This window comes from Sphingobium sp. CFD-2, assembly GCF_024611135.1.
Classification (GTDB): domain Bacteria; phylum Pseudomonadota; class Alphaproteobacteria; order Sphingomonadales; family Sphingomonadaceae; genus Sphingobium; species Sphingobium fuliginis.
The window spans coordinates 3,011,438-3,036,621 of the sequence record NZ_CP084405.1 but is presented as its reverse complement, the minus strand read 5'-3'; the positions used below and the strand labels follow the sequence as shown (position 1 = coordinate 3,036,621).

23 protein-coding genes are annotated in these 25,184 nt (G+C 59.4%); 4 read left to right on the top strand and 19 right to left on the bottom strand.

The window, feature by feature from the left end; translation table 11 throughout:
- Positions 1-19: 19 nt before the first annotated feature.
- Positions 20-1,663 (top strand): IS66 family transposase, encoded by a 1,644-nt coding sequence (locus LDB29_RS15035; RefSeq protein WP_019054850.1) that lies wholly within the window; start codon positions 20-22, stop codon positions 1,661-1,663.
- 159 nt (positions 1,664-1,822) lie between these two features.
- Here the strand turns inward: LDB29_RS15035 and LDB29_RS15030 are convergent, their stop codons facing one another.
- From LDB29_RS15030 to LDB29_RS14985, 10 genes are all read right to left on the bottom strand, one after another.
- Positions 1,823-2,710, bottom strand: a complete 888-nt coding sequence (locus LDB29_RS15030) for a bifunctional 2-polyprenyl-6-hydroxyphenol methylase/3-demethylubiquinol 3-O-methyltransferase UbiG (RefSeq protein ID WP_257554603.1) — start codon at positions 2,708-2,710, stop codon at positions 1,823-1,825.
- Positions 2,710-3,756: a hypothetical protein gene (locus LDB29_RS15025; protein ID WP_257554602.1), complete on the bottom strand. Its 1,047-nt coding sequence runs from the start codon at positions 3,754-3,756 to the stop codon at positions 2,710-2,712. Before LDB29_RS15025 ends, LDB29_RS15030 begins: the two co-directional genes overlap by 1 nt.
- Positions 3,753-4,466 (bottom strand): class I SAM-dependent methyltransferase, encoded by a 714-nt coding sequence (locus LDB29_RS15020; protein ID WP_257554601.1) that lies wholly within the window; start codon positions 4,464-4,466, stop codon positions 3,753-3,755. The genes LDB29_RS15025 and LDB29_RS15020 overlap by 4 nt, the downstream gene beginning before the upstream one ends.
- 102 nt (positions 4,467-4,568) lie before the next feature.
- Complete coding sequence (locus tag LDB29_RS15015) at positions 4,569-5,726, bottom strand: FkbM family methyltransferase (protein ID WP_257554600.1); 1,158 nt, start codon at positions 5,724-5,726, stop codon at positions 4,569-4,571.
- Positions 5,723-8,200: a glycosyltransferase gene (locus tag LDB29_RS15010; protein ID WP_257554599.1), complete on the bottom strand. Its 2,478-nt coding sequence runs from the start codon at positions 8,198-8,200 to the stop codon at positions 5,723-5,725. The genes LDB29_RS15015 and LDB29_RS15010 overlap by 4 nt, the downstream gene beginning before the upstream one ends.
- A gap of 12 nt (positions 8,201-8,212) precedes the next feature.
- Entirely contained in the window at positions 8,213-9,490 is a 1,278-nt protein-coding gene (locus tag LDB29_RS15005) for a capsule biosynthesis protein (protein WP_257554597.1), read from the bottom strand.
- A 5-nt stretch (positions 9,491-9,495) separates the two neighbouring features.
- Positions 9,496-10,311 carry an ABC transporter permease gene (locus LDB29_RS15000; protein WP_257554595.1) on the bottom strand — a complete coding sequence of 272 codons (816 nt, stop codon included), beginning with the start codon at positions 10,309-10,311 and terminating at the stop codon, positions 9,496-9,498.
- A complete protein-coding gene (locus LDB29_RS14995; protein WP_257554592.1) occupies positions 10,305-11,576 on the bottom strand; it encodes a glycosyltransferase family 1 protein in 1,272 nt (423 codons plus the stop codon). Before LDB29_RS14995 ends, LDB29_RS15000 begins: the two co-directional genes overlap by 7 nt.
- Positions 11,573-12,601: a capsule biosynthesis protein gene (locus LDB29_RS14990; RefSeq protein WP_257554590.1), complete on the bottom strand. Its 1,029-nt coding sequence runs from the start codon at positions 12,599-12,601 to the stop codon at positions 11,573-11,575. The genes LDB29_RS14995 and LDB29_RS14990 overlap by 4 nt, the downstream gene beginning before the upstream one ends.
- A gap of 206 nt (positions 12,602-12,807) precedes the next feature.
- On the bottom strand, positions 12,808-14,271 hold the full coding sequence (locus LDB29_RS14985) for a hypothetical protein (RefSeq protein WP_257554588.1): 1,464 nt from the start codon (positions 14,269-14,271) through the stop codon (positions 12,808-12,810).
- Positions 14,272-14,594: 323 nt separating this feature from the next.
- Between LDB29_RS14985 and LDB29_RS14980 the strand changes: the two genes are divergently transcribed.
- Positions 14,595-15,380: a SapC family protein gene (locus tag LDB29_RS14980; protein WP_257554586.1), complete on the top strand. Its 786-nt coding sequence runs from the start codon at positions 14,595-14,597 to the stop codon at positions 15,378-15,380.
- Between the two features lie 2 nt (positions 15,381-15,382).
- Positions 15,383-15,964, top strand: coding sequence for an OmpH family outer membrane protein (locus tag LDB29_RS14975; protein WP_257554584.1), 582 nt, complete (start codon positions 15,383-15,385; stop codon positions 15,962-15,964).
- A gap of 395 nt (positions 15,965-16,359) precedes the next feature.
- Here LDB29_RS14975 and istB read toward each other — a convergent pair whose 3' ends face one another.
- The 4 genes from istB to LDB29_RS14955 are packed head-to-tail and all read right to left on the bottom strand — an operon-like array spanning position 16,360 to position 19,834.
- The gene (gene istB / locus LDB29_RS14970) at positions 16,360-17,127 is read right to left on the bottom strand and encodes an IS21-like element helper ATPase IstB (RefSeq protein ID WP_054944222.1); all 768 of its coding nucleotides are present in this window, start codon (positions 17,125-17,127) and stop codon (positions 16,360-16,362) included.
- A complete protein-coding gene (gene istA, locus LDB29_RS14965; RefSeq protein WP_082430708.1) occupies positions 17,124-18,620 on the bottom strand; it encodes an IS21 family transposase in 1,497 nt (498 codons plus the stop codon). The genes istB and istA overlap by 4 nt, the downstream gene beginning before the upstream one ends.
- A gap of 55 nt (positions 18,621-18,675) precedes the next feature.
- On the bottom strand, positions 18,676-18,891 hold the full coding sequence (locus tag LDB29_RS14960) for a cytidylyltransferase domain-containing protein (protein ID WP_257554582.1): 216 nt from the start codon (positions 18,889-18,891) through the stop codon (positions 18,676-18,678).
- A gap of 1 nt (position 18,892) precedes the next feature.
- Positions 18,893-19,834 (bottom strand): SIS domain-containing protein, encoded by a 942-nt coding sequence (locus LDB29_RS14955; RefSeq protein WP_257554579.1) that lies wholly within the window; start codon positions 19,832-19,834, stop codon positions 18,893-18,895.
- A gap of 661 nt (positions 19,835-20,495) precedes the next feature.
- Here LDB29_RS14955 and LDB29_RS14950 point away from each other — a divergent pair.
- Entirely contained in the window at positions 20,496-21,239 is a 744-nt protein-coding gene (locus tag LDB29_RS14950; RefSeq protein WP_257554578.1) for a LuxR family transcriptional regulator, read from the top strand.
- Between the two features lie 220 nt (positions 21,240-21,459).
- Here the strand turns inward: LDB29_RS14950 and LDB29_RS14945 are convergent, their stop codons facing one another.
- The 5 genes from LDB29_RS14945 to LDB29_RS14925 form a co-directional block, all read right to left on the bottom strand.
- A complete protein-coding gene (locus LDB29_RS14945) occupies positions 21,460-23,016 on the bottom strand; it encodes a hypothetical protein (RefSeq protein ID WP_257554577.1) in 1,557 nt (518 codons plus the stop codon).
- Entirely contained in the window at positions 22,991-23,287 is a 297-nt protein-coding gene (locus LDB29_RS14940) for a hypothetical protein (protein WP_257554575.1), read from the bottom strand. The genes LDB29_RS14945 and LDB29_RS14940 overlap by 26 nt, the downstream gene beginning before the upstream one ends.
- Before the next feature lie 58 nt (positions 23,288-23,345).
- Positions 23,346-23,810 (bottom strand): PIN domain-containing protein, encoded by a 465-nt coding sequence (locus LDB29_RS14935; RefSeq protein ID WP_257554573.1) that lies wholly within the window; start codon positions 23,808-23,810, stop codon positions 23,346-23,348.
- Complete coding sequence (locus LDB29_RS14930) at positions 23,807-24,070, bottom strand: type II toxin-antitoxin system VapB family antitoxin (protein WP_257554571.1); 264 nt, start codon at positions 24,068-24,070, stop codon at positions 23,807-23,809. The genes LDB29_RS14935 and LDB29_RS14930 overlap by 4 nt, the downstream gene beginning before the upstream one ends.
- Before the next feature lie 330 nt (positions 24,071-24,400).
- Positions 24,401-24,706, bottom strand: coding sequence for a hypothetical protein (locus LDB29_RS14925; protein ID WP_257554569.1), 306 nt, complete (start codon positions 24,704-24,706; stop codon positions 24,401-24,403).
- Positions 24,707-25,184 lie beyond the last annotated feature (478 nt).

Genomic DNA, 25,184 nt, shown 5'->3' with positions numbered 1-25,184 from the left:
CGATGATTCACTCCCTCTCATGGAAGCCGCCGTTTCGCCCCTTCCGAACAACGTGGAAGCGCTTCAGGCGCTGCTCGCGATGGCGACCCAGAGGGCGGATGAAGCGGAGGCCGCCCTGGCCAATGCCCGCGCCCGTGAGACCGCAGCCGAGGCGATGATTGCGCATCTCAAGCTGCAGAATGCCAAGCTGCGGCGCGAGCAGTATGGCGCCAGCGCCGAACGCACCGAGCGGCTGCTCGCACAGTTCGAGCTTGAACTTGAGGATCTCGAAGCCGACGCGGCCGAAGACGAACTTGCCGCCGAAGCTGCCGCGGCGAAGACGACCACCGTCGTCGCGTTCGAGCGCAAGAAGCCGGTCAGGAAGCCGTTCCCCGATCACCTCCCGCGCGAACGTGTCGTCGTCTCCACGCCGTGCTCGTGCCCAGCCTGCGGCAGCAATCGGCTGTCCAAGCTCGGCGAGGATGTGACCGAGACGCTGGAAGTGATCCCGCGCTCGTGGAAGGTGATCCAGACCGTGCGTGAGAAGTTCGCCTGCCGGGACTGCGAGAAGATCACGCAGCCGCCGGCCCCGTTCCACGTCACTCCGCGCGGTTGGGCCGGGCCCAGCTTCCTCGCCATGCTGCTGTTCGACAAGTACGGCCAGCATCAGCCGCTCCATCGGCAGGCCGAGCGCTTTGCCAGCGAAGGCGTGCCGCTCAGCGTCTCGACGCTCGCCGACCAGATCGGCGCGGCCTGTCGGGCGCTCATGCCGATATACCAGCTCATCGAGGCCCACACACTGGCCGCCGAGCGCCTGCACGGCGACGACACCACCGTGCCGATTATGGCCAAGGGCAAGACCATCACCGGGCGATTGTGGGACTACGTCCGCGACGATCGACCCTTCGGCGGTAATGATCCGCCCTCGGTCGTCTTCTACTATTCGCGCGACCGGCGAGGCGATCACCCACGACGCCATCTTGCGGCCTGGACGGGGATTCTGCAGGCGGACGCCTATGGCGGCTACAACGAGCTTTACGATCCGAACCGGCAGCCGGGGCCGATCCTCGAGGCTGGATGCTTCGCCCATGCGAGGAGGAAATTCTTCGAGCTGGCCGACGTCGAGGGCGCGGCTCGCAAGAAGAGCCGCGGCGAGAAGGCCGGGATCGTCTATCCGATCGCACTCGAGGCCGTGCAGAAGCTTGATGCCCTGTTCGCCATCGAGCGCGGCATCAACGGCCAGAGCCCGGCCGAACGTCTCGCGGCCCGTCAGGAACTCAGCGCGCCGCTGATGGCCGAACTCAACGACTGGCTGAACGCGCAGCTCGCCCGGATCTCGCGCAATCACGATCTCGCCAAGGCGATCAACTACATGCTGCGCCGCTGGGGCGCGTTCACCCGCTTCCTCACCGATGGCAGGGTCTGCCTATCGAACAATTCCGCCGAACGGTCGCTGCGCTGTGTGCCCCTCGGACGCAAGTCGTGGCTATTCTGCGGCTCCGACCGAGGTGGCCAGCGGGCGGCGGTCGCTTATTCGCTCATCCAGACCTGTCGCCTCAACGACGTCGATCCCCAGGCATGGCTCACCGTCGTCCTCGCCCGCATCGCAGACCATCCCGTCAACCGGATCGACGAGTTGCTCCCCTGGAACTGGCGGGACGCTCGGGTCGCTCTCGCCGCCTGATCCAACTTCCCGCGGTCCTCGGCGTATGCTTACCCAGCGCCGAACCAGTAGTCATTTGGGGTGAGTGTCCGCCCAAGGCCATTGGCCATTGGGACGGGTCGTTGAAACGCCGAGGCCACGCGCCAAACGCTGATAACGAAAAGCTCGGCTGTCAGGTTCTCAGTCGGATAGCGAGAACTCATAGACGGTCGCATAGTGCGAATTGGCGCACGGGTGTTTCCTGAAGCGAAAACCAGCAGCTTCAAACAAGCGCACCAGAAAGTCCTCCTGGAAGCCGAGTTCCATCCAGCCACGGGCATGGGTCACCGCGACATTTTCCCCATCGAGGCGGATACCCCACGGATACGGCATGATATCAGGCGCGTTGGTGACGATTGGTTCGCCGGCGAGCAGAACCTTACCGCCAGGCTTTAGAAGTTCCACAAGACGATGAACCAACAATTGGAAATCGAGACAATGGTGGAAACTCTCGTAGAAGAAAACGAGATCATAGGCATGCGGTTGACCAGCGGGATTGTAGCCGAATGCCCCAATATGCGGAGTGAGATCGACCTTATAATGTTCTGATGAGGCCGCCACTGCATTGCAGTAGTTTGCGCTGATATCGACAGTCTCGACGCAAAAGCCGATTCGAGCGAACGTGAGTGCAATCTGCCCAAAGCCAGCACCATATTCCAGAATACGAGGGCGCTGACGTGCCGTGAGGCCGCTAATCTTGAGAATATGCCCCATTGCCATGAGATGGTCACCGGCAACTGCGGCATCATTTGCCGAATAGAGACCCGGACGCCGTAACGGATCGAGCGACGCGATCTCTGGGGTCTCTTCATCGCGGTCGGGTTGATATTCCGACCGCCCAGTGATCGCTCGCCAAAGGGCAAGCTGCTGATCCCTATATGGTGTATCGAGCGGATCCAGATCGTCCCTGTACCAGGTCGGAAGTCGAAAGCGTGCTTCCTTGATCTGCTGACTCGATGCGGGGACATTAAGCAGGTGCCACGCTTCGCTGGCTTGCTCGATCTCAAAGAGATGCGGTTGTGAACTCATTATGCACCCTGATGTTTAAGCGCGTCCGCCGGAACGCCCAGGATAGCGTTCGGAAACTGCTGGTCATCGAACCAGAAGCGACCTTCGCAAACGAGCGCCACGCGGGCTTCAAAACCGCGGGCAATCGCTTCTCGGGGCAGTTCCAACCGGAAGGGCAGGGTCGCGCCAGCCTCAAGGGCACCGCTACCGAAATAGAAGCGAGCACTGCCCGGCTGTGTGGGATCGTCACCGGGCGAGATGATCCTTGCGCCGATCCGAATCAAGTCTCGCTCGAACTGTCCGATTGAGAATGCTTTCGGCGAGCTATTGCGAAGCGTCCCATGCAACGCAAAACCGCCATCATTGGAAGGTGAGAGCCCCGGCTCGAGAACAATTTGATGTGCGAATGCTGACTGCCATGACCGCTGCAGATGATGAGGCTTGGGAAGCGAACGACCATGGTCAATCGCCGTGATCATCCTTGAGAGATAATTGGTCTGCGCCAGTGCTTGCTCCAGTGCAGAGTATGGGACTTCCTCAATCCTCTCCAGCCTGATCCCGACTGCGGGCCGCAAGCTCCGTGCAACTGCGATGTCGGTATCCACCGTGTCGGAACAGCTCGTGATGTGGACAGCAGGCGCGGAGGGTGAGGGTAAGTGGGGAGAGGGCGGTGGGGAAGCGGTGGTGTCGTATGTTAATGCAACCGCTTCGGCATCCAGTTTTCCAGCACCAGGTGCCGCCGAGGGCGCCCATGTTATCACACGTTCAGCGCGCAACACGCTGCCGAAAAGCAGCGCTGCCCTCGCACCTGCACCGATACCGAAGCAGATTATGCGGTGCCGATTGCGGACTCGCTCGATAAGGCGGGCACGCACCGTTGGCAGTTCAGAGGAGAGCCATTCCTCCGCAATCAGGAGGCGGTCGCCCAGCAATCCATCCAGATTCGAGAAGAGGGCGAGCGATGGGCGGCCCAACGGGTCGCTATCTGGAAAGCCGACCCACAATGGTCCCTCTCGGTTTTGCATTGGGACCCGAACCGCTGGCGCTGCTTCACCCATGGCGTTCATGCTTTTTTGCCGATCAGGATGACGCCGTAATGGCCACCATGATTGGTGTGCTGAACCGTCAAACGGTGGATACCAGCCTTGTTCAGAATGACCATGAGCTGACCGAGATCGTAGTCGTACATCGTCATGCCGCCGGCCGGCGCGTTGAATATGAGGGGGCGGTAGTGCTCCCCATCCCATCGGATTACCTCAGCGCCATCGTCCTGCGGCCGGCAGATGCCCATTTCGCGGCCAATCGTGACGTGCAAGGTGATGGCGCCACCGCTGCATAGCTTTGCGACGAGATCCGCGATGATCTTCGTGCCCCGGCTTGGATGAATGTGCTGAAACACGATTAGTGAGTTGATCCAGTCGACTTCGACGTCCGGCACCTGGTCCGTGTAGATGGTATTCTGGGGAGCGTTCTTCCGTGCGATCTCCAGCATTCCCGGCGCAACATCGATGCCGTAGACCTTCTCCGCGACCGTCGCCATCATGCGGGTGAGGCGGCCAACTCCGCAGCCGAAATCGATCGCGCTCCTGGGTTTGAAGGCGCCATATTGCGATTCGAGGATTTCGAGCTGCCATTCAATATCTCGGCGGCCACTTTCCCAGAAGCGTTCCAAGGCTTCGTCATTGATGTTGCCGCGCAAATAGGCCGGATCGGTGAGCACGCCGAAATAGGGCTCAGTTGCCGCAATTTCTGCCCAATCTGAGTCGGTATCCTTCATGTCTTTCTCTCCGGCAGGGATATTGTGCTGCATCGAGTTCCAGCCAGTAGAGGAGCTTGAGCGGCACGGTGCGACGGATGGCCAGCACCATCCAAAAATGCTTCATTCGGTCCAAGCATAGAAATCGACCTTCTCGACCTGAAGCTTGTCCGGCAGGCTTGCGAGCATAGCGATGTCCTGGCCGCACCCTATCGGCGGTTGATGGTCAGGGATCGCAACGAAGTTTGAATATCCGAGCTGGCGTAGTCCCCGCAGATAGTCGGGTGCGGCAATGCTCGAATATTTCGTGAGCAGTTTCGGTGCATAGACGGCCAGAAGATGTGGTCGCCACCGGGACAGCGTCTTCGACGCACCTTGAAGAGCGCGGTTGTCGAACCCGTCCAAGTCGATCTTGAAAACATCAACACGCTTGTCGATGGGAATGAGCGAATCGATCGTGCGCGCATATACAACCGTGGCGTCATCGCTGGATGTCAGATCGCTTTGCGCAACATCACGAGCCGTTGCGACGCCATCCTCGTCGATGAGCGTGATGAACCCATCTCCGTCGGCCGCGCCAAACGGTACCGCATCGACGTTGTTGGGAGCGTGCATCAAAATGTTCGCGAGAAGCGAACGCAAAGAGCCGGGATGTGGCTCAAGGGCCACGACGCGTCCGGAAGGGCCAACCTTCTGTGCAGCACGAACGGCAAACTGGCCTGCGCCGGCACCAACGTCCAAAACGTACATTGCTGGCTCCAGGATGCTGGAGATGACGCCAGCCAGATGTGGCTTGTGATAGCCTGTCGCCCGCATGGTGAAATCCGCAATGGTCCGCGGTGCGGGAAGGTGCAGTTCGATCCCATTGATGGCCATCTGCAGTGGCCCTGGTGGGTCAGGTAGGCGATAAAGGGCCAGAAACTCATGGCCGAGCACGAAACGCTCGACAAGTTGATGGATCGAAATGCCATCCCGGATCGCATCGAGATGATGCGGTGTGCCGATTGGATCAGGGACCCTATTCAGGAGAAGCCGATAGCAGTTCCATATATCAGCGAGCGTCGCAGGCGTCGTCGGGTCAATCTCGCCGGCGCCGTCGGCAGCGGTTTCACGCCATATTTTAACCAGACGAAGCATACGGTCTTCGTCATCGGTCAGGCTTTTCAATCCGGCCTCATTCAGTGATTCGAGGCTGAGATCAGGCGCGGCTTGGTCCTGTGGAGCGTCGCTATGCTGCCGATCTGAACCCTCTCCACTGCCCATCGGCAGTTTGCGGGTCACGCCTCGCACGGCGCACCCGCTTCGACAAGCCGCTCACGATTGAAGGCAAGCTCGTCGAGATTACCGAGCGCGAGGGCTTCCAGAAATTGTGAACGGGCCTCTGCATCTTCCGCACGGCATAGAAAAAAGCCAGCCACGCCAACCGACACGATCCTTGGATCCAGCCCGCCAGTGACCGTTGTGAGATCCAACGTCCCCTCACCTTCAACCATGACATGGAGACAACGATCGAGCGGAGGAGCGTCGATCGTCAACGATACCCATTTGAACGAGCCTGGGTCGATGACGCCATGCTCCACTGTCCCGCCCGTCACCGAGGCTTGCCACGCGCAACTGCCAGTGGGTAAGCCGTGTAGTCTCAGATAGAGGCGGAGAGGGCCGTTGACGTTCTCCGGGACTCCTATGCTCAATGCGCCGCCCTGCGCTTTCGTCCAGCAACCCCAGTTGTCAGGTCCCCACCAACCGGAACCCGATCGGAATATCTCGGCAGAGCGCATGCCCGGCCAGATTCTCGTCTCGAAGTTGCGTACCATCGGATGATGAGCGCCGAGTGTTGCGATTGGTGCACAATATCCCCCGTTGTCCACTAGGGGCGAGGTAATAGCCCGTTCAGCGGTGGCGCCTGCGATGTCCGCGGCAATGTCCCCCCATTTCCGGGGCAAGAAGTCCTTGCGGATTGCCGCTTCTTTGTCAGCCCGAAAGCTGCCGTCGAAGATCAGCTGCTCCAGCGCTTTTGTAAGGCGAGGGGTCGACCCTGCCTCGAAATAGTGGGCGAAGGCCCCACCTGCCTCCGGAAGAGAGGAAGCATCGGAAAGGAGCGGTACCTTTCCGTGGCACAGGGATTCTGTGACCGGCAGGCCCCAGCCTTCGTAGTTGCTTGGATAAAGGGTGAAGAGGCAAGAACGGTATAGAAGGTCGAGCTCGGCATCCGACAAGCCCGATAACATGACGACTTTATCACGCAGCCCTTCGTGTGACGCGAGACGCGCATAGACGGTGTCGTTCAGCCAGCCCTTGTTACCGACACATACGAGCTTGGGAACTGACCGCGGTCTGTGATTGCGCAGAAGACTGATCCAGGCATCAAACGCACCGATATGATTTTTTCGGGATTCTATTGTCGATACAAACAGAACGAATTCCGACCGTCCCAATCCCCATTTCGACAGGTCGCGCTCAGGCAAGGGTATGGTGGCCGGCTTGCGGAAGTCGGCATCCAGGCGAACGACGATGATAGCTCGTTCATCAACGGCATGTTCGAGCAGCGCCGCCACGCGCAAAAGGTCGCGTTTCGTGGCTTCGGAGTTCACCAGAAAGAAATCGGCATGGTCGAATGCGCCAAGCGCCCAACTGATGAAATCCTGCGTCAACTCGCGTGTGCAATGCTCGCTTGCCATGACCGGGATAAGGTCGTGGACGAAGGGCACATATCGTATGCCATATGCAGCCTTTGCCTGGCGCACATAGAGGAAATAGTTCTGCAACCACCAGGATGTGCCGAGGTTAACCAGGAAGGCGCCACGGGGAAACGCCATTGCGTCTGAAATGGTCATCGCCAGGCGCAGCTTCGTAAGGAAGGCAACCCATTCTGGTGCCTTGAGATCGCCGCTCATGAGACTGAGGCGGCATCCCATTTGGAACATGGCAGGTGTGATTTCTACCCACTCGTCACGATGTTCGAGAAAGGCGCAAATCTTTACCGTCCGCCTCTCTTGACGGAGCGCGGCCGATATCACCTCGATTTGCACGCGCTGAATGCCGGTCGGCAATCGGGCGTTATCGAAATAGGAAATGAGATCAGAAACGTCAAAAACGATCGCCGCCGCCGTGTCATTCCCATGCCCGCCTTCGGTCACGACATCGACCTGTGACCGTAAGTTTTCAATCAATTCGCGGGTGTCCTCGAAACGGACAGCTTCCTCCTCGGCCCCGTTTTCGCGCAGCACCGTTGCCAGAGTGTCGATCGCCGAACGTGCCCGGGCGGCGGCGGGCGCGATTGGATCACCGGTTTCGAAGATTTCGTCCGTCGTGTTGTCGGTGATTGCCATGATGTCCTCTGGGGTGATTTCGATGCCGCAGGCCATGAGCCGGTGAAGTTCGGCAAGGGCATCGCCATTCGTTGGATCAGCACGAGCTGCGGCAAGGTAGCTCTGTGCCGCTTTGCTGAACTGACCCCGGACCTTGTAGAGGTGCCCGAGATGCAGATGGGGATCGCTGGTTGAACCCCGTTTGAGCGCTTCCTTGTAGGCGCTTTCAGCCGTGGCGAGTTCGTCGGTTTCGCGCAGCATGTGCCCATATTGTACCCAGACATGCGCCAGGGACGGATCCCGATCGAGCGCTTCACGGAACAGTATCGCGGCTCGGGAAAAATCGCGAGAATCTCTCGCGCTGTTGGCTGCAAGCAGCACTTTATGGACGCGCGGCGTTACCGCGACCCCGGCTGATTTTCGATATTTAAGGAGATGCGTCAGCATGAAGGATACTCGTTACTCAGCATGTTCGCGGAAACCGGAGAGGATCAGCCATCCAATCGCGTAGGCGAACAGAAGCCCAAAAAACGCGGTTGCAATGACCATGAGCCGTTCGGGATAGAGGGACTTGCCCGGCAGATTCGGCTCGACGACTGAAATGATGAAGAGCTGCTGCTTGACCAGCTGCTCCCGCGCCGATTGAAAGCTCGCTTGCGCCGCCTCAAATCGCTTTGCCGCGAGTTGTTGGCGGACTTGGAGTTGCTCATACTCACCTAGTCCCGCGGCGACTGAACCCTCCGAGCCGGCGAGGCGGCCTTTTACCGCTGCAACCTGCCGTTCCAGTGCTGCGACCTTTCGCACCGTTGCGGAATATTGCGGCGCGCTCGGTGGAAGCACCGCGGCCATCGCGTCGAGCTGCGCCCTGGCTTGGGCTGCACGCTCCTGAAGCGACGTGGCAAGTTGGATTTCGGCACTGCTGGTCCGCTCTGGGTCGGCATCCCTGCGGGCCTGGCGGAATTGCGTCATCTGACGGTCGGCATTGTCGATCGCCGCTTCGGCTTCTTGGACTTGACGACTTGCCGCCGCTAACCCGTCCTCGAACATTCGCTGATTGAGCAGATTGACGCGCTGCTCCCCGAGCTTGAGCAAATCATCCGCAAGCGCCTTTGCATCGCTCCGCTCGAAACCTCGCACGGAGAGCAGCGTGATACCTGTTTCGGATGATGTCGTGACGTGCACTTTGCTGCGATAGTATTTGAGCAGCGTCTCAGGCTGGGGATCAGCATACCAGAGCCGTGTGACCGGATCGGCGTTTTCTCGACGGAACATCGAGACCAGTCGTTCATGGCCGAGTGCGCTCACCGCCTCATGCGATAGAAGATAGGCATCGACGCTATGCACATCCGCTGGTGCGCTCCCCGCACCGATACCCAGCATCTGTCCGAGACTGTTCACGGAATTATTCTGCTGAGGTGTGCGTACGATGAACTGCGCGCTGGATTCATATTGATCTGCTGCGATCAGATACTCGAAGCCCGCAATCAGAAGCGTGGGCAGGACGACGACCAGTATGAAGGGGTGCAAGAACCATCGCCAGCCAACCCGCGGTGACGGCTCATTACTCGCGAAGTCATCCTCATCGTCAGCCTCGACGAAGCGTTCGCTTCGGTCGTCAACTCCCGGAATGGGTGAGAGTAGTAGAGGTCTCAAGCTTTGAACACGAGCCTCGGTCGCATCCTCTTGCTCCTGGTTGGGAGATGGCGCGATTGGTTCAGGGGATGATTGGTTTTTCATAAGCATCAGCTCAAGTGGAGGTGACGGCGAAGAACGCGCAGAAGAAGGAAGCCGAGCACGGTCAGGACCATGCACCAGCCAATGATGTAGAGCGGATCGAAATAGGGGCTGTCGTAGCTCTTGAAGACGCCGCTATGCACCATCTCGAAAATCTGATTGAGCGGTGACCAACTCAACCATGTCCGATACGGTTGAGGTATCCACTCCAGAAGAAAGAAAGCGCCTGAAAGAGGCATGGCGATATATGTCGCCGGATGGACGAACTTGCTGAACGCTTTGCTGAAATGAACGCCCGTCGCGATACCCATTGAGAGTGCGAAAGCGAACCAGGCAAGCAGCACAATGGCTGACATCAGTCGAAGCGGACGTCCCGGCGGTTCGGCTAATCCAGTCGCGACGGCGAGACTGAACAGCAATGCTAGCGCCCCTGCCGTTGCGATCAGTTCAAGCAAGGCACGGGAAAAAAGCAGGTCGAAAATTGTGACCATGTGATGGAAGAGCAAAGGCCTGTTGGCTTCGAGCGCGGATTCCGCCCGTGTCACGATCGAGCGGAAGATCATGAAAACCGTGTAACCGGTAAGTGCGAAGGGAATGATGCGGATGTCCGAGCCAGGATGCCCATTTCCGCCATTTGCATGTAGAAACGCGACTGCTACGGCGAGCAGAAGCGGTTCAAGAAACATCCACATTGAGCCAATGTTGTCACGTCCATAACGTGTGTGAAGCTCTCGAATGAGTAGCGCCCCGATCACGTGACGCTGCACGTCAAATCCATCCAGCGTGCTGGAGCGAAAGCGCCGCGTCGGTCTTGTGTTCAGCATGCGACCACCTCATCGGCGAGATTCAGGACAGCATCGATGTGGGAGTCCCATGGCGTCGGTGACCAGGCCGCCATCCGATCAATCTGCGCACGCCGGCGAGCGTGGCCGGGGTCAGCATAGGCCAACACCGCCTGCTTCCAAGCCGGACCATCGAGGGGATCGATATAGTCCGGAACGTCACCGCCAGTCTCGCGATGAACGGCAAGATCGCTTGCGATCACCGGAATGCCGGCAGCTAGCGCCTCTGCGATAGGAAGCCCGAAGCCCTCTGCAAAGGATGGCATCAGGAGTGCTTGAGCTCCGGCAAGAATTGCTCGCAGTTCCTGGTCGGGAAGACGGTCAAGCTCTCGCACCACACCATGCAGGACCGCACAGCGATCAAGCATATCGATCACATTCTCGTTTTCCCAGCCGCGACGCCCAATGATCAGAAGCTGCGGGACGCCCGCCGGCCCTAGGCGCTCGCATAAGTCGCGCCAGATCCAGAGCAGCAGCAGATGGTTCTTTCTTGGTTCGATCGTGCCAAGGATTACGAAATATGGACGCGCAGAGGGCATGGGAGCCGGCACGCGAGGCACAGGCTCCACGCCGAGCGGCGCGACGCGAACCGGCTTACCTGCAAACGCCATGCCGCTACGTTGCATGAACGCATGAAACGTCGCCTGCGAGTTGACCAGAACGCCGTCTGCTTGGGCTACAATCGTGTTCAGTCGACGCTGATGACAATCGCCACCACCTGGCCTCGCATATTCGGGATGACTGACGGGTATCACATCATGGACGAGGCATATGAAGCGGGACTGCTCACGCCGGATTTTTGCTGCCATCCGGCGTGGGCGATCGAGGTGGTTGGGCGAGGGCTGAATCAGAACTCGATTTCCAGTTCTGCCTGGAACCGCCCCTGGCCTCAGGTGCCACAGCCACCGCAACGCTTGGTGATAGCACTCGACCGGATTCTCATGAGTGCCATAGCGTTCCCAACGCTGAACGGTGTGATCGATGAACGCGCGGACCTTTTCGCCGCAAAGCCGGCCATAGACGCCGCTCGGATGAACAGCCGCAAAAGCCGTTCGGTGGCCGGCCCGGTCGAGCAGTCCGCGCGCATAGGCCATTTCGACTCGATCCACGCCCGTTGGAGCGGGATGCAGAATACGGGATATCAGCCGTGATAGGTCGAGAACGAGTTCGGGGCGGATTTTCCGCAAACCGATATTTTGGACAAAGCGCCCGCCACCGCCATCCAGGGTTTCGTCGATCATCTTCATGCCGCCACCTTTTTGCAAGGTGTGACGGCCAGATGCGCCTCGTGCTCTCCGCCAAGGCGCGCAATCGCTTCGGGAAGCAGCAGTGAACGTGCTTTTGCGTTGCTGAAACCGCCATGAAGTAGGCAACGCGCGACAATGACACGGCAAAAGGCATCGTAGACGTTCCTGGAGGGGGCTGTTGGTCCCGTCCAAAAGTCATCGAGCGACTGCTGGTGGGTAACACCGGGCAGATCATAGATGGCCTTGCCCAGCACAATGACCGGTATACCGGAGCTAAGGGCCAGTGTTCCAGTCGTGCTGTTCACGGTCACCACACCGGCGGCCTGATCGACAATCGTGTAAAGATCGCCCTCAGCAATAAACAATGTCCGATCGGCGACTCCATGTTCCCGTGCCAAGTCCGCCACGATCCGACGCCAAGCCTGAAGGCCATTGTCGAGGGGATGCTCTTTCACGAGAAGAATAACGTCCCCAGGTGCGTGCGCTGCGAAGGACTGCAAGATGGACCCAAGTGCAGCCTTCATCCCTGAAAACGGGGAATGAATGCGGATCTGGTGGTCGGAGTCCAGTTGAAGAGGCACGAGGAAGTAGGGGTGCGATCCGAGGTTGGCTAAAGCCTTTCTCGACCGCCAACAGGCTACTGGCCGCGCCATCATGCGAGCGATCCAGCCGCGCAGTTCCGAGAGAACCGGGTAAGGCCGGTGCGACCGATAATTGGGGTAGCGCGGCGCCAACAGCAGGCTGGCGAGGAAATAGGCTACGGCTTCAGTCGCACGTTGCCGAAAATTGGGGGGAACCGGTTTATGACTGGGAACAGGCGGCAACTGCTTTGCCAGGCCGACATAGGCTTCCGGATCGCGTGGCAGATTTGAATTGCCATTCACACCGTCTCGCTCAAGTGTAACCCAGTCCGGGCGGATATATCCTTCCTCAAAGACATGAACGAGGATTCCTCGGCGGATTGCACACACCCGTGCGCTGAGATGATAGTGGCGACAGTCGCCAAACAGGACGATGTCGGTCACCTCATGGTGCTCAATCACCTCGTGAAGGTAACCCGGCCAACTATCGAGCGTGCCGCAGAAATTGTCGGATGACCCTCGCCAATCATACCAGTCTCCACCGTTCAAATTGATGCGGTGGCAACGATGCCCACGTGCGCGCAGGCCAGTGGCGAGTTGCTTGAAGAAGGGACCAGGCGGACCCTGCAGGAAGAGAAAGGATCGCGGCATCATAGGGCTTTGGCCCGTTGCCGACGAACGAGGTTGAATTGCCCCTGCATCGAACGAAGCGTCTGAAGGAAGCCGGGCTTGGGCATCATGCCCACCGAAAGGCGTTGCGTGAGAACTTCCGGCGGGCAGGGGAGCCGAGTCACCGGATCGACGTAGCGTGGGTAGAGTATCAGAGTCGCGGCAACGAGTTGTTCGAGCGTGAGCAGCCGGTTACGACGAGCAATAGGCGCGGCAAGATCGCGTGTCAGGCCCCAGCCAGCGTAAAATGGCTGCCCATGGGTGATCACTTCTCGGCCCCGCAGCAGAGCCTCGAACCCTGTCAGTGATGTCAGGACATGAACTGCGTCCACATCGTTAAGCAGTGCATCGATGGGCGTATCCGGCAGAATCAGATCGACATAGCGCCCGGCCTCGATCATGGGAACGTCCCCAGGCCTCAACCCGGCGACCACATCGGGATGTGGCTTGAAGATGATGTAGGCATCTGGTTCGATCTCACGAACGCGGCGCAAAAGGTCGAGTGGGTCGGCGACATCCGCATGTCCGAGCCGGACACTCTGGTCATCGGCCACTTGCCCAGCAACGAGCACCTTGCGTCTGGCGCCCATCAAGCCGAGCAAAGTGCCGCGCTCACCGCCATATTTTGTAATGCCGTGCCGCGTGACGAAGCGGATCAGGTTTGCGGCCCGTCGGCATAGATCCGGGCCGAACTCGGCGTCTGCAAGAAGACGTTCAAGATCGCTTGGTTCGCGCGGATCATAGTAGATGCCCGACCAGTCGACCACGATGGAGCACGGTGGAACCAGTCGCGCTCCAAGTCCGGCCGACCGGATGAAACCGTCTTCGATCTGGACGAGCTGACCATCTTGTACACGGACCCGCTTGCGATCCGCACGTGACACACGAGAAGGCCAGACGGCGACCGTCTTTCCGGGTGGGGAGGGGCCTTCAGGAGGTCTTTTTGAGAATTTCGGAGCCTCGCCGCACCAGAGATGCTTCGCGAGAGCAGAGCGCTTCCACGCTGCAATACCACAGACGACCGAGATTTCGCGATTTCGATCGATAGTACGCCGCCAGTCCGCGAGAATATCAATCCAGTCCGGTATGGATATGGGCTGCCCATTCCACGGATCGAAATAGTCGAACGCGGCAAGGTGAGCGCGGAGCCTGCGCAAGAGATCGGCGCGTGAATATAGGTGGTGGTCACCAGGGCGGAGAACCGAACGTCCGGCCGCAGCCGCAAGCAATGCGATCTCATCGTCACAGCGCGCTACAATCGACGGATTTGCCTCAATCGTTGGCCAAGGGTCAAACGCGACGGAAGCCTGCGCCGACACACCAAATGGACCCGATCTCATTTGCGGTGTTCGCGCGAGCTTCCAAAAATGCCCTCCTATGCGCGATCTCGTAATTTGCTCGGCGATTTCTTCGATATCAGCCGCCTGCAAATTCGGCGGGATCAAGCCTACGGACTTCCGCAACAGGGGCTGTCCGAGGGGCTTGGAAGCAGGGAAGGGGGGCATGCGCAGCACTGGCCGACGACCCAACCCAGGGCCGCGCCATCTTCGGTATCGTCCGAAACCCGCAATGCTCTCACTGCCCAGAATTGCTCCGCCCACCCTGTTTGATGCGCACGTCCATATGTGCAGGGCAGAGTGTCGCTAAAATGCGTCGCCGATAAAATTGCGGGAATCCGTAATCGTTCGCGATTGATCGCGGCAATAGAAACGGGACCAACGGGCAGTGAATTTTCGCTGCCAGCGCAGAGCGAATCGAGAGACCAGCCATGGCCGTATCCGAAACGAGTACCCCGCCAACCCTGCCGCTGTTCTACCGGTCTCTGCGGCCGCTTGACGCGGCTCTCCATTCGACGCTGCGACTCAAAGAATGCGACTATTCCTTCACCGCCGAAACATCGTCGATTCCCATCGTGGTGAGCGAATTTGCTCGAGCCTCGCGGCACTATCCCATAGTTTTCGCCAGCTCCGATTCTACCCCGCACGCAATCCTGGGCATCGAAGGACGCAATGTATTCCTCGAAGCAGGGGACTGGGCGAAAGGGATTTACATACCGGCCTACGCCCGGCGATATCCATTCGGGTTCCTTCGTATCGAAGACAGCGATCGCTACATTCTCTGCATCGACTCTGAATGTGACGGCCTCGGCGAAGAAGACGGTCAGCCTCTATTCGAGCATGGCCGTCCCACGATGGTCACGGAGCGCGCACTGGCCTTCTGCGAGGCTTTTCGCGGTGAAGCCGAAGCCACCATCGCTTTCATGCGAGCGCTCGAAGGTCGTGATCTGCTCGTCGAGCGGCGTATCGAATACGCTCTGCCCGATGGACGCAATATTGCGCGCGACGGCTTCAAAGTTGTCGACCCTGAGCGTTTTATGGCCCTCGACGGACCAACAGTGGCGGAGTGGCATCCCCGCGGGTGGCTGGGACTTATCACGCAGCACCTAAACTCGATCGACCTGTTTCCAGAGCTGTTGTCGCGCAGGTTTACAGAACCAAAAGAGGCGGTTCCGCCGACTGTTGGCGATGAACCTCCATTGCATGAGAAGGACTGATAATGTCACGCTTTTCCATTTTTCTCGCCATTCTTGCTGCTGGTGCGGCTCCCGTATCACTCGCAGCACAGACGGCTTCGCCGGCGCCAGGACTTGGCGGGCCGGTAATCCCAGGTGTTTGCCTGTTGTCGCGGGAAGCGATCTTTGCGAACGCAGCTGTCGCGAAGGCAGCCACCACACGCCTTGCCGAACTGGCGAGGACAGCGCAGTCGGAAATCGACCAGCAACGAACGCCTTTGGAAACAGAGGTCAAATCGCTGGAAGGCCAGCCAGACAACGCGCAGACCAAACAGAAGCGCGACGCACTTGCCACCCGTTGGACGGCGCTTCAGCGCAAGGCTGCTCACAACAGTCGTGAAATTGAAGCAACCCGTGCCAAGGCCATGGAGCGGATTTTGACTGAGGTGCAGCCCGTAATCTCCCAGGCGTATACGAACAAGAAATGCGGACTTCTCCTCGACCGGAGCGTGACGCTTGGCGGTAATTTCGCCAACGATTTGACTGCGGATGTCCTCAAAGGGCTCGACGCCAAGATTCAGACGATCACGTTCGAGCGCGAGCGACTGCCGGAGCAGCAACCATAAAATGTGCCCATCCTTGCGTCGGCACAGCTACTCGGCCGTGACAAAGGGCAGGGGAACGTAAGGCCATGACAAGCCGGAAACGCCATGCGCCCTATGTTGCGGTTGCACAAAAGCGTGCAGCATTGCGCGGTTGGTGGGGGATGATCTGCGGGCTTACAATGGGCGCGATAGGATTGGTTCTAGAATTTTACTATCTCGTCGCTTTGCTTAATTGGCATAATCAACTCTCCCACCCTGAGGAGGCGCGTATCGTCTTAAGAGGGCCGATCTGTCAACGGCGGAGTAAAAGTCGGCCATTGGGCGGCGCAAAATCAGGCCGGGTGATCCGTGTGCTGGCGAGCGCCGCGAGGGCGTAGCCCGAGTGGGGGTCGCCAACACACGGATGGTCTTTTCTGTCAGGGGTTGGAGCGTGCCTTGCGCGCCTGGCTTTGGGCCAGACGATAGCTCTCTCCGTTCATCTCGAGTATGGAGACGTGGTGGGTAAGCCGGTCGAGGAGCGCGCCTGTCAGGCGCTCGGAGCCGAACGTTTCGGTCCACTCGTCGAACGGCAAGTTGCTGGTGATCAGCGTCGAGCCGCGCTCGTAACGCTGCGAGATCAGCTCGAACAGCAGTTCCGCGCCGGTTTTCGAGAGCGGCACGAACCCCAGTTCATCGATGATGAGGAGCTTGTATCCGGCCATTTGCTTGTGGAGGCGCAGAAGGCGGCGTTCGTCGCGTGCCTCCATCATCGCGCTGACCAGCGCGGACGCGGTGGTGAAGCCGACCGTCAGGCCCTTCTGGCAGGCGGCAAGGCCGAGGCCGATCGCCACATGGGTCTTGCCGGTTCCCGAGGGACCAAGGGCTATGACGTTCTCGCGGCGGTTGATCCAGTCGCAGCGTGCCAGTTCCAGCACCTGCATCTTGTTGAGCTTGGGGATCGCGGCAAAGTCGAAGCTGTCGAGGCTCTTGGCGGCCGGGAACTTCGCAGCCTTGATCCGGCGCTCGACCATCCGGCGTTCCCGGTCGATCAGCTCCAGTTCGACAAGCCGGGCAAGGTAGCGGACGTGATCTGCGCCCTCGGCCGCGCATCGCCGGGCCAGCTTGTCATGCTCGCGCAGGAAGGTTGGTAGCTTGAGCGTCTTGAGGTGGCTGGCCAGTAACAGCTCGGGGGACGGACTGCTCATGCCGCATCCTTCGCATCGCCCGAGAGCAACTGCATGTAGGAGCGCGCCGATGTCGTCTCCACCCTGGCTCTGGGCAGATAGGGATAGATCGCCATGTCCAATCGGGGTGGTCGGCGCTCCACCCGGCACAGCAGGAGATGCTTCACGGCATCAAAGCCGATCGCCCCGATATCGAGAGCCTGCTTTACGGCCGCATGCAGATCGGCAAGCGTGAAGCTCTCCAGCAGACGCAGCACCTGCACATACTCGCGCCGACCATGCTTGCCCATACGAGCTTCCATGAGGCGGCGCAGCGTTGCAAACGCTTCGGGCAGGTGCCAGCCTTGCAGGGGCGCTGCCTGATCGAGCGCATTGATCTTCTGTTCGATCAGGGGAAGGTAATGGATGGGATCGAAGATCACGTCCTCGCGCTCGTAGCTGCGCACATGACGGGCAATGACCTCGCCCCGGCAGCCGATCACCACCTCGCCGACATAGCCCCGGATCCATACCTCCTGATGGCCGAAGCGCACCGGCACCGAGTAATCATTGGTCCGGTAACGCACCAGCGCCTGCGACGAGACCTGGCCGCTGGTCTGGTCACAAGCCTCGAACGGGGCAGCCGGCAGTTCCTGCATCGCCGCCAGATCGCGCTTCAGCCTCTCGCCGATCGTCTCGCTCTCGCCCCGCAGCCGGTCGTTCTGACGCTTGCGGCATTGCTCCTCGAGCCACAGGTTGAACGCCTCCCACGTCGCGAACCGGGGGATCGGCACCATGAAGTTGCGGCGAGCATAACCGACCAGCCCTTCAACACTGCCTTTGTCGTTCCCCCTGCCGGGACGGCCGTAACGATCGCGGATCAGGTAATGCGACAGGAAGCCGCTGAACAGCCGGGCGCGCTGCCTCGTGCCGTCGGGCAGGATCTTCGAGACCAGGCAGCGGTCGTTATCGTAGACGATCGACAGCGGCACCGCGCCGAAAAACGCGAAGGCGTGCACGTGGCCGTCCATCCATGCCTCGGCAACGGCAGCGGGATAGGCGCGCACGTAGCAGGCGTCGCTGTGCGGTAGATCGAGCACGAAGAAATGCGCCTTCTGCACAACACCGCCGATCTCGACCATGGCCTCACCAAAATCTGCCTGGGCATGGCCGGGCGCATGCGCCAGCGGCACGAACATCTCCCGGCTGCGCTGCTCGCGCTGTCGGATGTAATCCTTGATGATCGTGTAGCCGCCGGTGAAACCGTGCTCTTCGCGAAGGCGGTCAAATACCCGCTTCGCCGTATGACGCTGCTTGCGCGGAACCTGACGGTCACCATCAAGCCATGCATCGATGATCGGAACGAACGCTTCCAGCTTGGGCCGCCGCACCGCCGCCGTCCGGCGGTAACCGGGGGGCTCCGAATACGACAGCATCTTGCGGACCGTGTCGCGCGATACGTTGAAATGCTTCGCCGCCTCACGCTGGCTCATGCCGCCCGCGCAAGCAAGACGCACCTTCAGGTAAAGATCCACGGTATATATCTCCACGCCCTCCCTGCTCGCGCAAAGAAGGCAAAGTGGACGACTTTTACGCCGCCCGCAGCAGCACTTCGCCGCCGCCACCGTGGTCTAATTTTGCACCGCCGTTCTCAACATCGATCGAAGGGCCCACAGCCAGGGCCGCATCTACGGTACGAGCAATCAACGACCTCTCAGACCCCCCAGCCCCCTTGAGCCGAGCAAACGGCTTTCCGGGAAATCGGGTGGATTCGTATCGCGCCGGAATGACGATCGTAATGCGCATATCAACCGATTTCGAGACGCAGCAGATCGTGGATGTGAACGAGGCCAACGACCCGGCGATCGTCTTCGCTATTCACCACGAGCAATGACGTGATGCGCGCTCGAGAGAGCATTTCCAGGGCATCGCGAGCGAGCATATCCCCGCAAAGAACATGCGGGTTGCGCGTCATTATTTCACTCGCCAGCCCGTCGCGAAATGAATGCGCGTGCCGCCTGAGGTCGCCATCAGTGATCACGCCCTCAAGCGAGCCTTGGTCGTCGACAACCGCGGCGATGCCAAAGCCACCTTCGCTCATTGTGGCAACGACAGTCTCCATTGAAGCGCCAAGTGGAACGAGTGGCAATTCCTCTCCCCTGTGCATGAAACTCTCGATCGTCACGAGATCGAGACCCAGGCGTCCGCCGGGGTGGAGGAAATGCAACGTCTCAGCCGTAATTCCTTTCACTCGCATCAAGGTGATCGCGAGAGCATCCCCCAAGGCGAGCATCATCGCTGTCGATGTTGACGGAGAACTGTTGTGGGGACATGCCTCGGGACGGTTAGGAAGAAACAGGCAGGTCTCGGCCGCATTAGCCAGCCGCGAACCTCGCGCCGAGGTGATCGCGACAATCGGAATATTCATATGATCCGCCCGAAGAAGGATCGTGCCCAGTTCGCGGGTGCTGCCCGAATTAGAAAGGATGAGAAGAGTATCGGATTCGTGCAATGTGCCGATATCGCCATGGACGGCCTCGCTTGCATGAAGGAACAGAGCCGGGGAGCCGGTGGCGGAAAGCGTCGAGGCGATCTTTCGCGCAATATGCCCGGATTTGCCCAGGCCGCAGACACAGATGCGCCCCTTTGTCTGCTGGAGCGTCGCGATGGCATGGCCAAAGGATAGATCGAGCTCGTTTCCCAATGCCCAGAGTGCTTCCGCCTCCGTTGCAATGACGCTTCGTCCCATCGCCACAAGCCTCTCTGGGCCTGCGGAATAGGCCAAGCTTGGGAAGGGGGGGCAATCGGACATGGATGCTGTTCCTTCGGCAACACTGCCTGAAACGCCTATCCCGCAGACTTGCAGCCAGTAATTACGGCTTTCCGCAGTTTTGCGCCGCTGATGATTCTTGAATGGTGCAGCGCCTCAGGACGTTGCGGCACGATGCATCGACGGTGCCGCTGTCGGCCTGATGTTGGAACCTGGATCGGCCTCGAAGCCTAGGTAGGCGCCATCCTGATCGGTATCCGCGTCAATGCCGATTTTGGGAACAAAAGCTCAGCAAGAGCGATCGCTCTCCCGTTCATCAAGCTCCGTGATTTTCCGTGAAACCTGCTGTCACTATCGGGTTCGACCCGAACGAATCCGCGAGAACGGATGAGATCGTCAGCAAAAAAAATTGCCCGGCCATTGCCAGAATGACCAGCTCAAAGTGTCTAACGATATATGATGACATCGTTTGATTGCAAAAATGTGACTCCCATCCTGCCCGCAGGCACGCCCATGCCGCTGCGTGCTTCGCGTCCACTCCTAGAACGCACGATGGCGTTGACCGTGAGTGGGCCATACCGTCGCCAGGTCGACGCTACCGACAGGATTGCGGAGTCTCGTTCCAGCAAGGAGGAATCCTGTGTTTCTTGGACCTCACCTGCGCGACGTTCTCTCTCAGCTTCTGAAAGCGACTTCCTTCGATACGCTATGCGAAGGCCTGGCCCACGCTGCTAGAGAAATGGGCTTCGACCACGTCGCCCTGGTCCAGCATGGCAGTTTACCCCGTTTGGCCGAGCACGCGCTGGTGGTGACGAACTACCCGACAGAATTCATAAAATCCTATATCGAGAATCACCACTATGTGCTCGACCCCGTTTATGAGGTCAGCGAATTGTTGGACCGTCCCTTTACGTGGGACGAAATACCTGGACTTGTTCCGCTTCGTGAACCCCAGCTGGCGTTGTTCGGCGCAGCGCGTTTACATGGCATTTCGCATGGTGTGACGATCCCCTTGCACATTCCGGGAGAACCACGCGCCTCCTGTACCTTTGCGGCTTCGCGGGTTGTCGAGGCGACACCCGACCTATTGGCCGCGTTGCATGTCATCGCTTCTTATGGGTTCAATATGGCTCTACGCCTTTATCAACCCAAACGGCGGGTCGCCGGACCGAAGCTCACGCGACGAGAGGCTGAATGCACGACACTGGTCGCACTCGGCAAAACTGATTGGGAAATCGGAAAGATCCTCGGCCTTGGTGGAGCAACGGTCAAATATTTCATATCGGTCGCTATGCAGCGTTACGGCGTTTACAAACGTTCGGCTCTCGTCGCCCGAGCCTTATTGGACGGGCAAATATTGAACGAAGTGAACGACGGAGAATGATCTCATCGCGATCTGAAACGAGATGAGAAGCGCCACGACCCACGAGACAATAACCGGGTAAATTCAATCATTGAGTGACCGCAGCGCGGAGGGTCGGGGTTGAGCGGCGAGGGTAGTGCGAGGTAGGAGGGGGAGGGTTAAGCTCGATAGACCTGATAAATTTCCTTGCTCGAAGCCTTCTTCCGTGGAGAAAGAGGGCGGGGGGGCAGGGCAGGTCCTGTCAGGCCTCGATACCATATAGACCTGACAATCGCTCAATGGCTACCTGTTGCGCCCTCAAGCCAATTGTATCGGTCGGCAAGCCAAGAAAATTCAATGGTCCGGCCCGAACAAGCCAAGAGTGCGTTGCCCGGCGCGATGTCAACGCGACAAGTGTATGCACATAGGTCTGTGTGTCGATTGATGGTGAAGGTTCCCCATCCCCAAAGCTGCGGATGTTGAGCGGCGGATCGAAGTTCGGTCCCTCGAACGTGTCGGTAAGAGCAACCATGCCTTCCGTGTCGTGCAGCAGGGTGTGAATCGGGCTCGCCACGACAGACGGATAGTGATCCCGAAGGATGCCAAGGTTCACTCCAGCTTTGGCCAGGAACGCGCGAATGTGGTCTGAGGGTGCCGCCAGGGCATCTTGTGCGGTTTGGGGTATGGAGCAGAAAGCGCGATCTGTAGCACCATCGCTGATACCCGCACGTTGGACGAGCCGATGGCGTTCTTCCTCCCACCATTTCAGCGGAGGACGCCCGTCGATCTTGCGAACATCAGGCGTGAACCCCTCCAGCGCAGCGACGAGTCGCTCGAAACGGCATACAGGATGGAAATCGTTCCATTCCGCGCCCAGAGGCGAGCCATCATCCGGAATTCTCGGATTGAGGGAAATGTCGCATAGCAACAGCAGTAGTTCGAAAAAGCGATGGGGATCGGATAGGGGTGCCTGCTTCGCGTAGAACATCAGTGCTTTGGTGTAGAGAGACTGCCGATCGTCGAGGAAGCGCTCGAGTGACCACAGCGAAGCCCGCTCGGCATATTTGGCCTGCCGTTCATCGGTCAGCATTTCCGCCAGGCTCGCCTTTGTGATGAGTTGCAGCACGAGGGCCGCGGTTTCCTCGATATTGCGGACGGTCAATCCCGAAGTGGTCCTGAAGGCCCGGCTTGAATCACGCGGGCCAAAGGCTCGGGTCGTCTCCATGAACCCTTCATCCGGGGCATTGAAGACATCAATCGGTCTACTGCCGGCAACCGCATAACGAAGGCTCAAACCAACCATAAAGCGGGGATCGATAGGGCCGAGCAGTTCAGCCCCTGAATCCACCAGATAATGCTCTAGGGCAACAGTCGACCACCAGTGATCAAACAAGGATTGTAACGTTGGGGAATACCCAATCTCGTGGGAGAGCCTGCCGGTGCTATCACGCAAGGCAGGTGGGATCGAGCGCCGCCTTGCGCCGATGAGCATGTCCAATTCTCGGGGAGTGGCGGTGGTCAATATTGCGTCCGCGAGATCCCCGGTCGTGACGCGATTGGTCGCCAGAAACCGGCCGAACGTTGTGCCGGCTGTTTGCAACCAATGCAGCTGCTCGTGCATCCTGGCCGCCATGGCGACCAGGATACCCAGATCGCAATCGTCCCAAAATGTCAGCTCGTGATGATCGTAGCTTTGCACCTCGTCGGGATACGCCGACAGGTCGACGAACAGCGTATCCGGCCAAAAGCGAGCGCCTTGAACCTTCTCATGCCGGGAACCGGGTTCGAAGGGATCAGTCTTCAGAAGGCGGTCTGACAACGACACGATCCTTTCCGAACCGTTCCACGAGAGCGCTGGATGCCTTGCGCATGATGTCGTAGGCCATGCCGCTGGCGGCGGCTTGAGAAAGCCAGACAAGGATCGTCATGAATGAGATCGTTTCGCCGCGCTGATCGGCTTCGAACGGATCCTGCGGTTGTTCCTGTTCCTTGATGTCGAACATGGACAATTCTTCGGGAGCGAGTGCGGATGCAAGCACCTCGCGCACATCCTTTTCGTTAGCATTTACAATAATTTGATTGGTCGTCATCACTCTGCCTCACGTTGAATAGACGCATGCCCAAGCGTTGATAATAGCTGTGCTATCCTCAATGGTTCGTGTCGGCGCTGCTCCCGAATTCCTTGGGGGTCGCGACCGTCAGGTCCGGGAACAGATCGCGCATATGGCCGACGTTCCATGTCACAATGACCGGAATATCATGGACCACCGCAGCCTCACCGATCAGCAGGTCGTAAAGCCGCGCACCAACCCCGCCACTTTGTGCAAAGCCCCTGACGGCATCGAAGGATTGCGCGGGTGTCAGCCCGACCAGATCCGTGACGGCGCGAACGCTTTCGAGCGCCGCCCAGGCTTCCTCCGCGGCGAACCGGAACGGCGACCGCTCGCCCCGGCGCGTCAGCGTGCTGTAGGCTTCCGCATAGCTATGGGCCGCCACGGCAAATCTGCGGCGCGGTTCTCCCGCGACCAGCGCGAGCGACGGCTTGTGGTGTTCATGGGCTTCGGCCAGCATTGCGATGATCACATTGCTGTCGAGCAGCGCCTCGGCCTTCAATCGTCACGCTCCCGGGTGGCCTCGAGCGCGGCGTTGGCCTCCTCGAGACTGACCCTGGCGCCGCCGGACGGGCGCACCAGGATCGGCCCGCGCTTAACGAGCTTTCCGACCTTCGCCGCCGTGCCTGGCGGAACATAACCGCGCAGGGCGTCCTCGACCACCTGCGTCGCGGTCATACCGGTCAGGCGTGCTAGCTCCTGTGCGCGGGCGCGCGCGAACGCGGAGCGGACATTGAGCTGGATATGTTCGGTACGGGACATGGCGATTCTCCTGCGGGCAATATAGCGCACCGGGTCGCTTGCGGCTAGCCGTATCGGAATTTGGCTAGACATGCCTGTCCCGGTCTCAACGCTAGGCTCTACGCACGTCCGTCTTGTCTCAGGCCCACGCGCCTAGCCGCTGCCAAAGTCCGGGAAATTTCCCGGACAGTCGCCCTTGTCGATGCCGAACCACCGCAGGATCGCAACGAGAGCGATGGCGCTCACGGTCCCCCAGACACAAATCCATCCCTCGGCCTGATACCAAGCGTGCGTTCGCGGCCGAACAGAAAGCAACGGACGGATCATATAATTCCGCACCAGGATCGTCGTTCAGTTCGCCAATTCTGCCGATGTCGTTGTCATGGCGACCCCAAGTAGGTTGCACACGAAACGCAGCGCCTTTTCCTGAGCGTCCTGCAACCGATCATAGGAGCTCCAGAACCCGGCTTCGTAAGCAACATCGCCTCGATAGAGCGTGTCAGTACCAAGTGTCTCCCAAGATAGACCATGGAGGGTATCGCCGCACCCGATGCCGGTCTCATCGTCCAGCAATTCAACGACTGCAAAGCCGCTATCGTGCTGCACGACCACAAACCCGTCATGGGGTGTGTAAACGACGATACCTAGCTCACTCATGGCCGCAATTTCCCACCCAGGAGGAATGTTTGCAAGGCACAATGCCCCGATACGCAAGGTGTGCAGTCGAGGCGGAACAGGAAGCAGCGAGCGCGCGACGATAAGACGGCAAGCAGAAAGTTGCCTCGGCCTAGTCGGGGGCGGATTTTTCTCGGGAGAGGGGGTCGACCCCGGAGACGACAATAACGAAATGAACGACGGCGAATAACCTCATCGTGGCGACAAACGAGGTCAGGCAACGGCTATAACGCGCCAGATTGAGCAGGTCGCATACCGCACTGAGTGTTCGCAGCGCGGAGGGGTGGGGTTGGGCAGTGAGTGTAGTGCGAGGAGGGAAGGGGAGGCTTGTGGTGGAGAGGCTCGGAAAATGCGCTTACGCCAAGGCAAGCTCATAGGCGCAAGGAGGGCCGCCGCTTCAAGTGTCGCAGGAAAGTCAGGAGACAACCGGACTTGCTGGACGTGTTTGCTGGCCAGCCCA

What these genes read in the sequence shown, in the direction of transcription:
- LDB29_RS15035 (WP_019054850.1), top strand. Translation starts at nt 20, where the DNA reads ATGGAAGCCGCCGTTTCGCCCCTTCCGAACAACGTGGAAGCGCTTCAG.
- LDB29_RS15030 (WP_257554603.1), bottom strand. Translation starts at nt 2,710, where the DNA reads ATGAGTTCACAACCGCATCTCTTTGAGATCGAGCAAGCCAGCGAAGCG.
- LDB29_RS15025 (WP_257554602.1), bottom strand. Translation starts at nt 3,756, where the DNA reads ATGAACGCCATGGGTGAAGCAGCGCCAGCGGTTCGGGTCCCAATGCAA.
- LDB29_RS15020 (WP_257554601.1), bottom strand. Translation starts at nt 4,466, where the DNA reads ATGAAGGATACCGACTCAGATTGGGCAGAAATTGCGGCAACTGAGCCC.
- LDB29_RS15010 (WP_257554599.1), bottom strand. Translation starts at nt 8,200, where the DNA reads ATGCTGACGCATCTCCTTAAATATCGAAAATCAGCCGGGGTCGCGGTA.
- LDB29_RS15005 (WP_257554597.1), bottom strand. Translation starts at nt 9,490, where the DNA reads ATGAAAAACCAATCATCCCCTGAACCAATCGCGCCATCTCCCAACCAG.
- LDB29_RS15000 (WP_257554595.1), bottom strand. Translation starts at nt 10,311, where the DNA reads ATGCTGAACACAAGACCGACGCGGCGCTTTCGCTCCAGCACGCTGGAT.
- LDB29_RS14995 (WP_257554592.1), bottom strand. Translation starts at nt 11,576, where the DNA reads ATGAAGATGATCGACGAAACCCTGGATGGCGGTGGCGGGCGCTTTGTC.
- LDB29_RS14980 (WP_257554586.1), top strand. Translation starts at nt 14,595, where the DNA reads ATGGCCGTATCCGAAACGAGTACCCCGCCAACCCTGCCGCTGTTCTAC.
- LDB29_RS14975 (WP_257554584.1), top strand. Translation starts at nt 15,383, where the DNA reads ATGTCACGCTTTTCCATTTTTCTCGCCATTCTTGCTGCTGGTGCGGCT.
- istB (WP_054944222.1), bottom strand. Translation starts at nt 17,127, where the DNA reads ATGAGCAGTCCGTCCCCCGAGCTGTTACTGGCCAGCCACCTCAAGACG.
- LDB29_RS14960 (WP_257554582.1), bottom strand. Translation starts at nt 18,891, where the DNA reads ATGCGCATTACGATCGTCATTCCGGCGCGATACGAATCCACCCGATTT.
- LDB29_RS14955 (WP_257554579.1), bottom strand. Translation starts at nt 19,834, where the DNA reads ATGGGACGAAGCGTCATTGCAACGGAGGCGGAAGCACTCTGGGCATTG.
- LDB29_RS14940 (WP_257554575.1), bottom strand. Translation starts at nt 23,287, where the DNA reads ATGACGACCAATCAAATTATTGTAAATGCTAACGAAAAGGATGTGCGC.
- LDB29_RS14930 (WP_257554571.1), bottom strand. Translation starts at nt 24,070, where the DNA reads ATGTCCCGTACCGAACATATCCAGCTCAATGTCCGCTCCGCGTTCGCG.
- LDB29_RS14925 (WP_257554569.1), bottom strand. Translation starts at nt 24,706, where the DNA reads ATGAGTGAGCTAGGTATCGTCGTTTACACACCCCATGACGGGTTTGTG.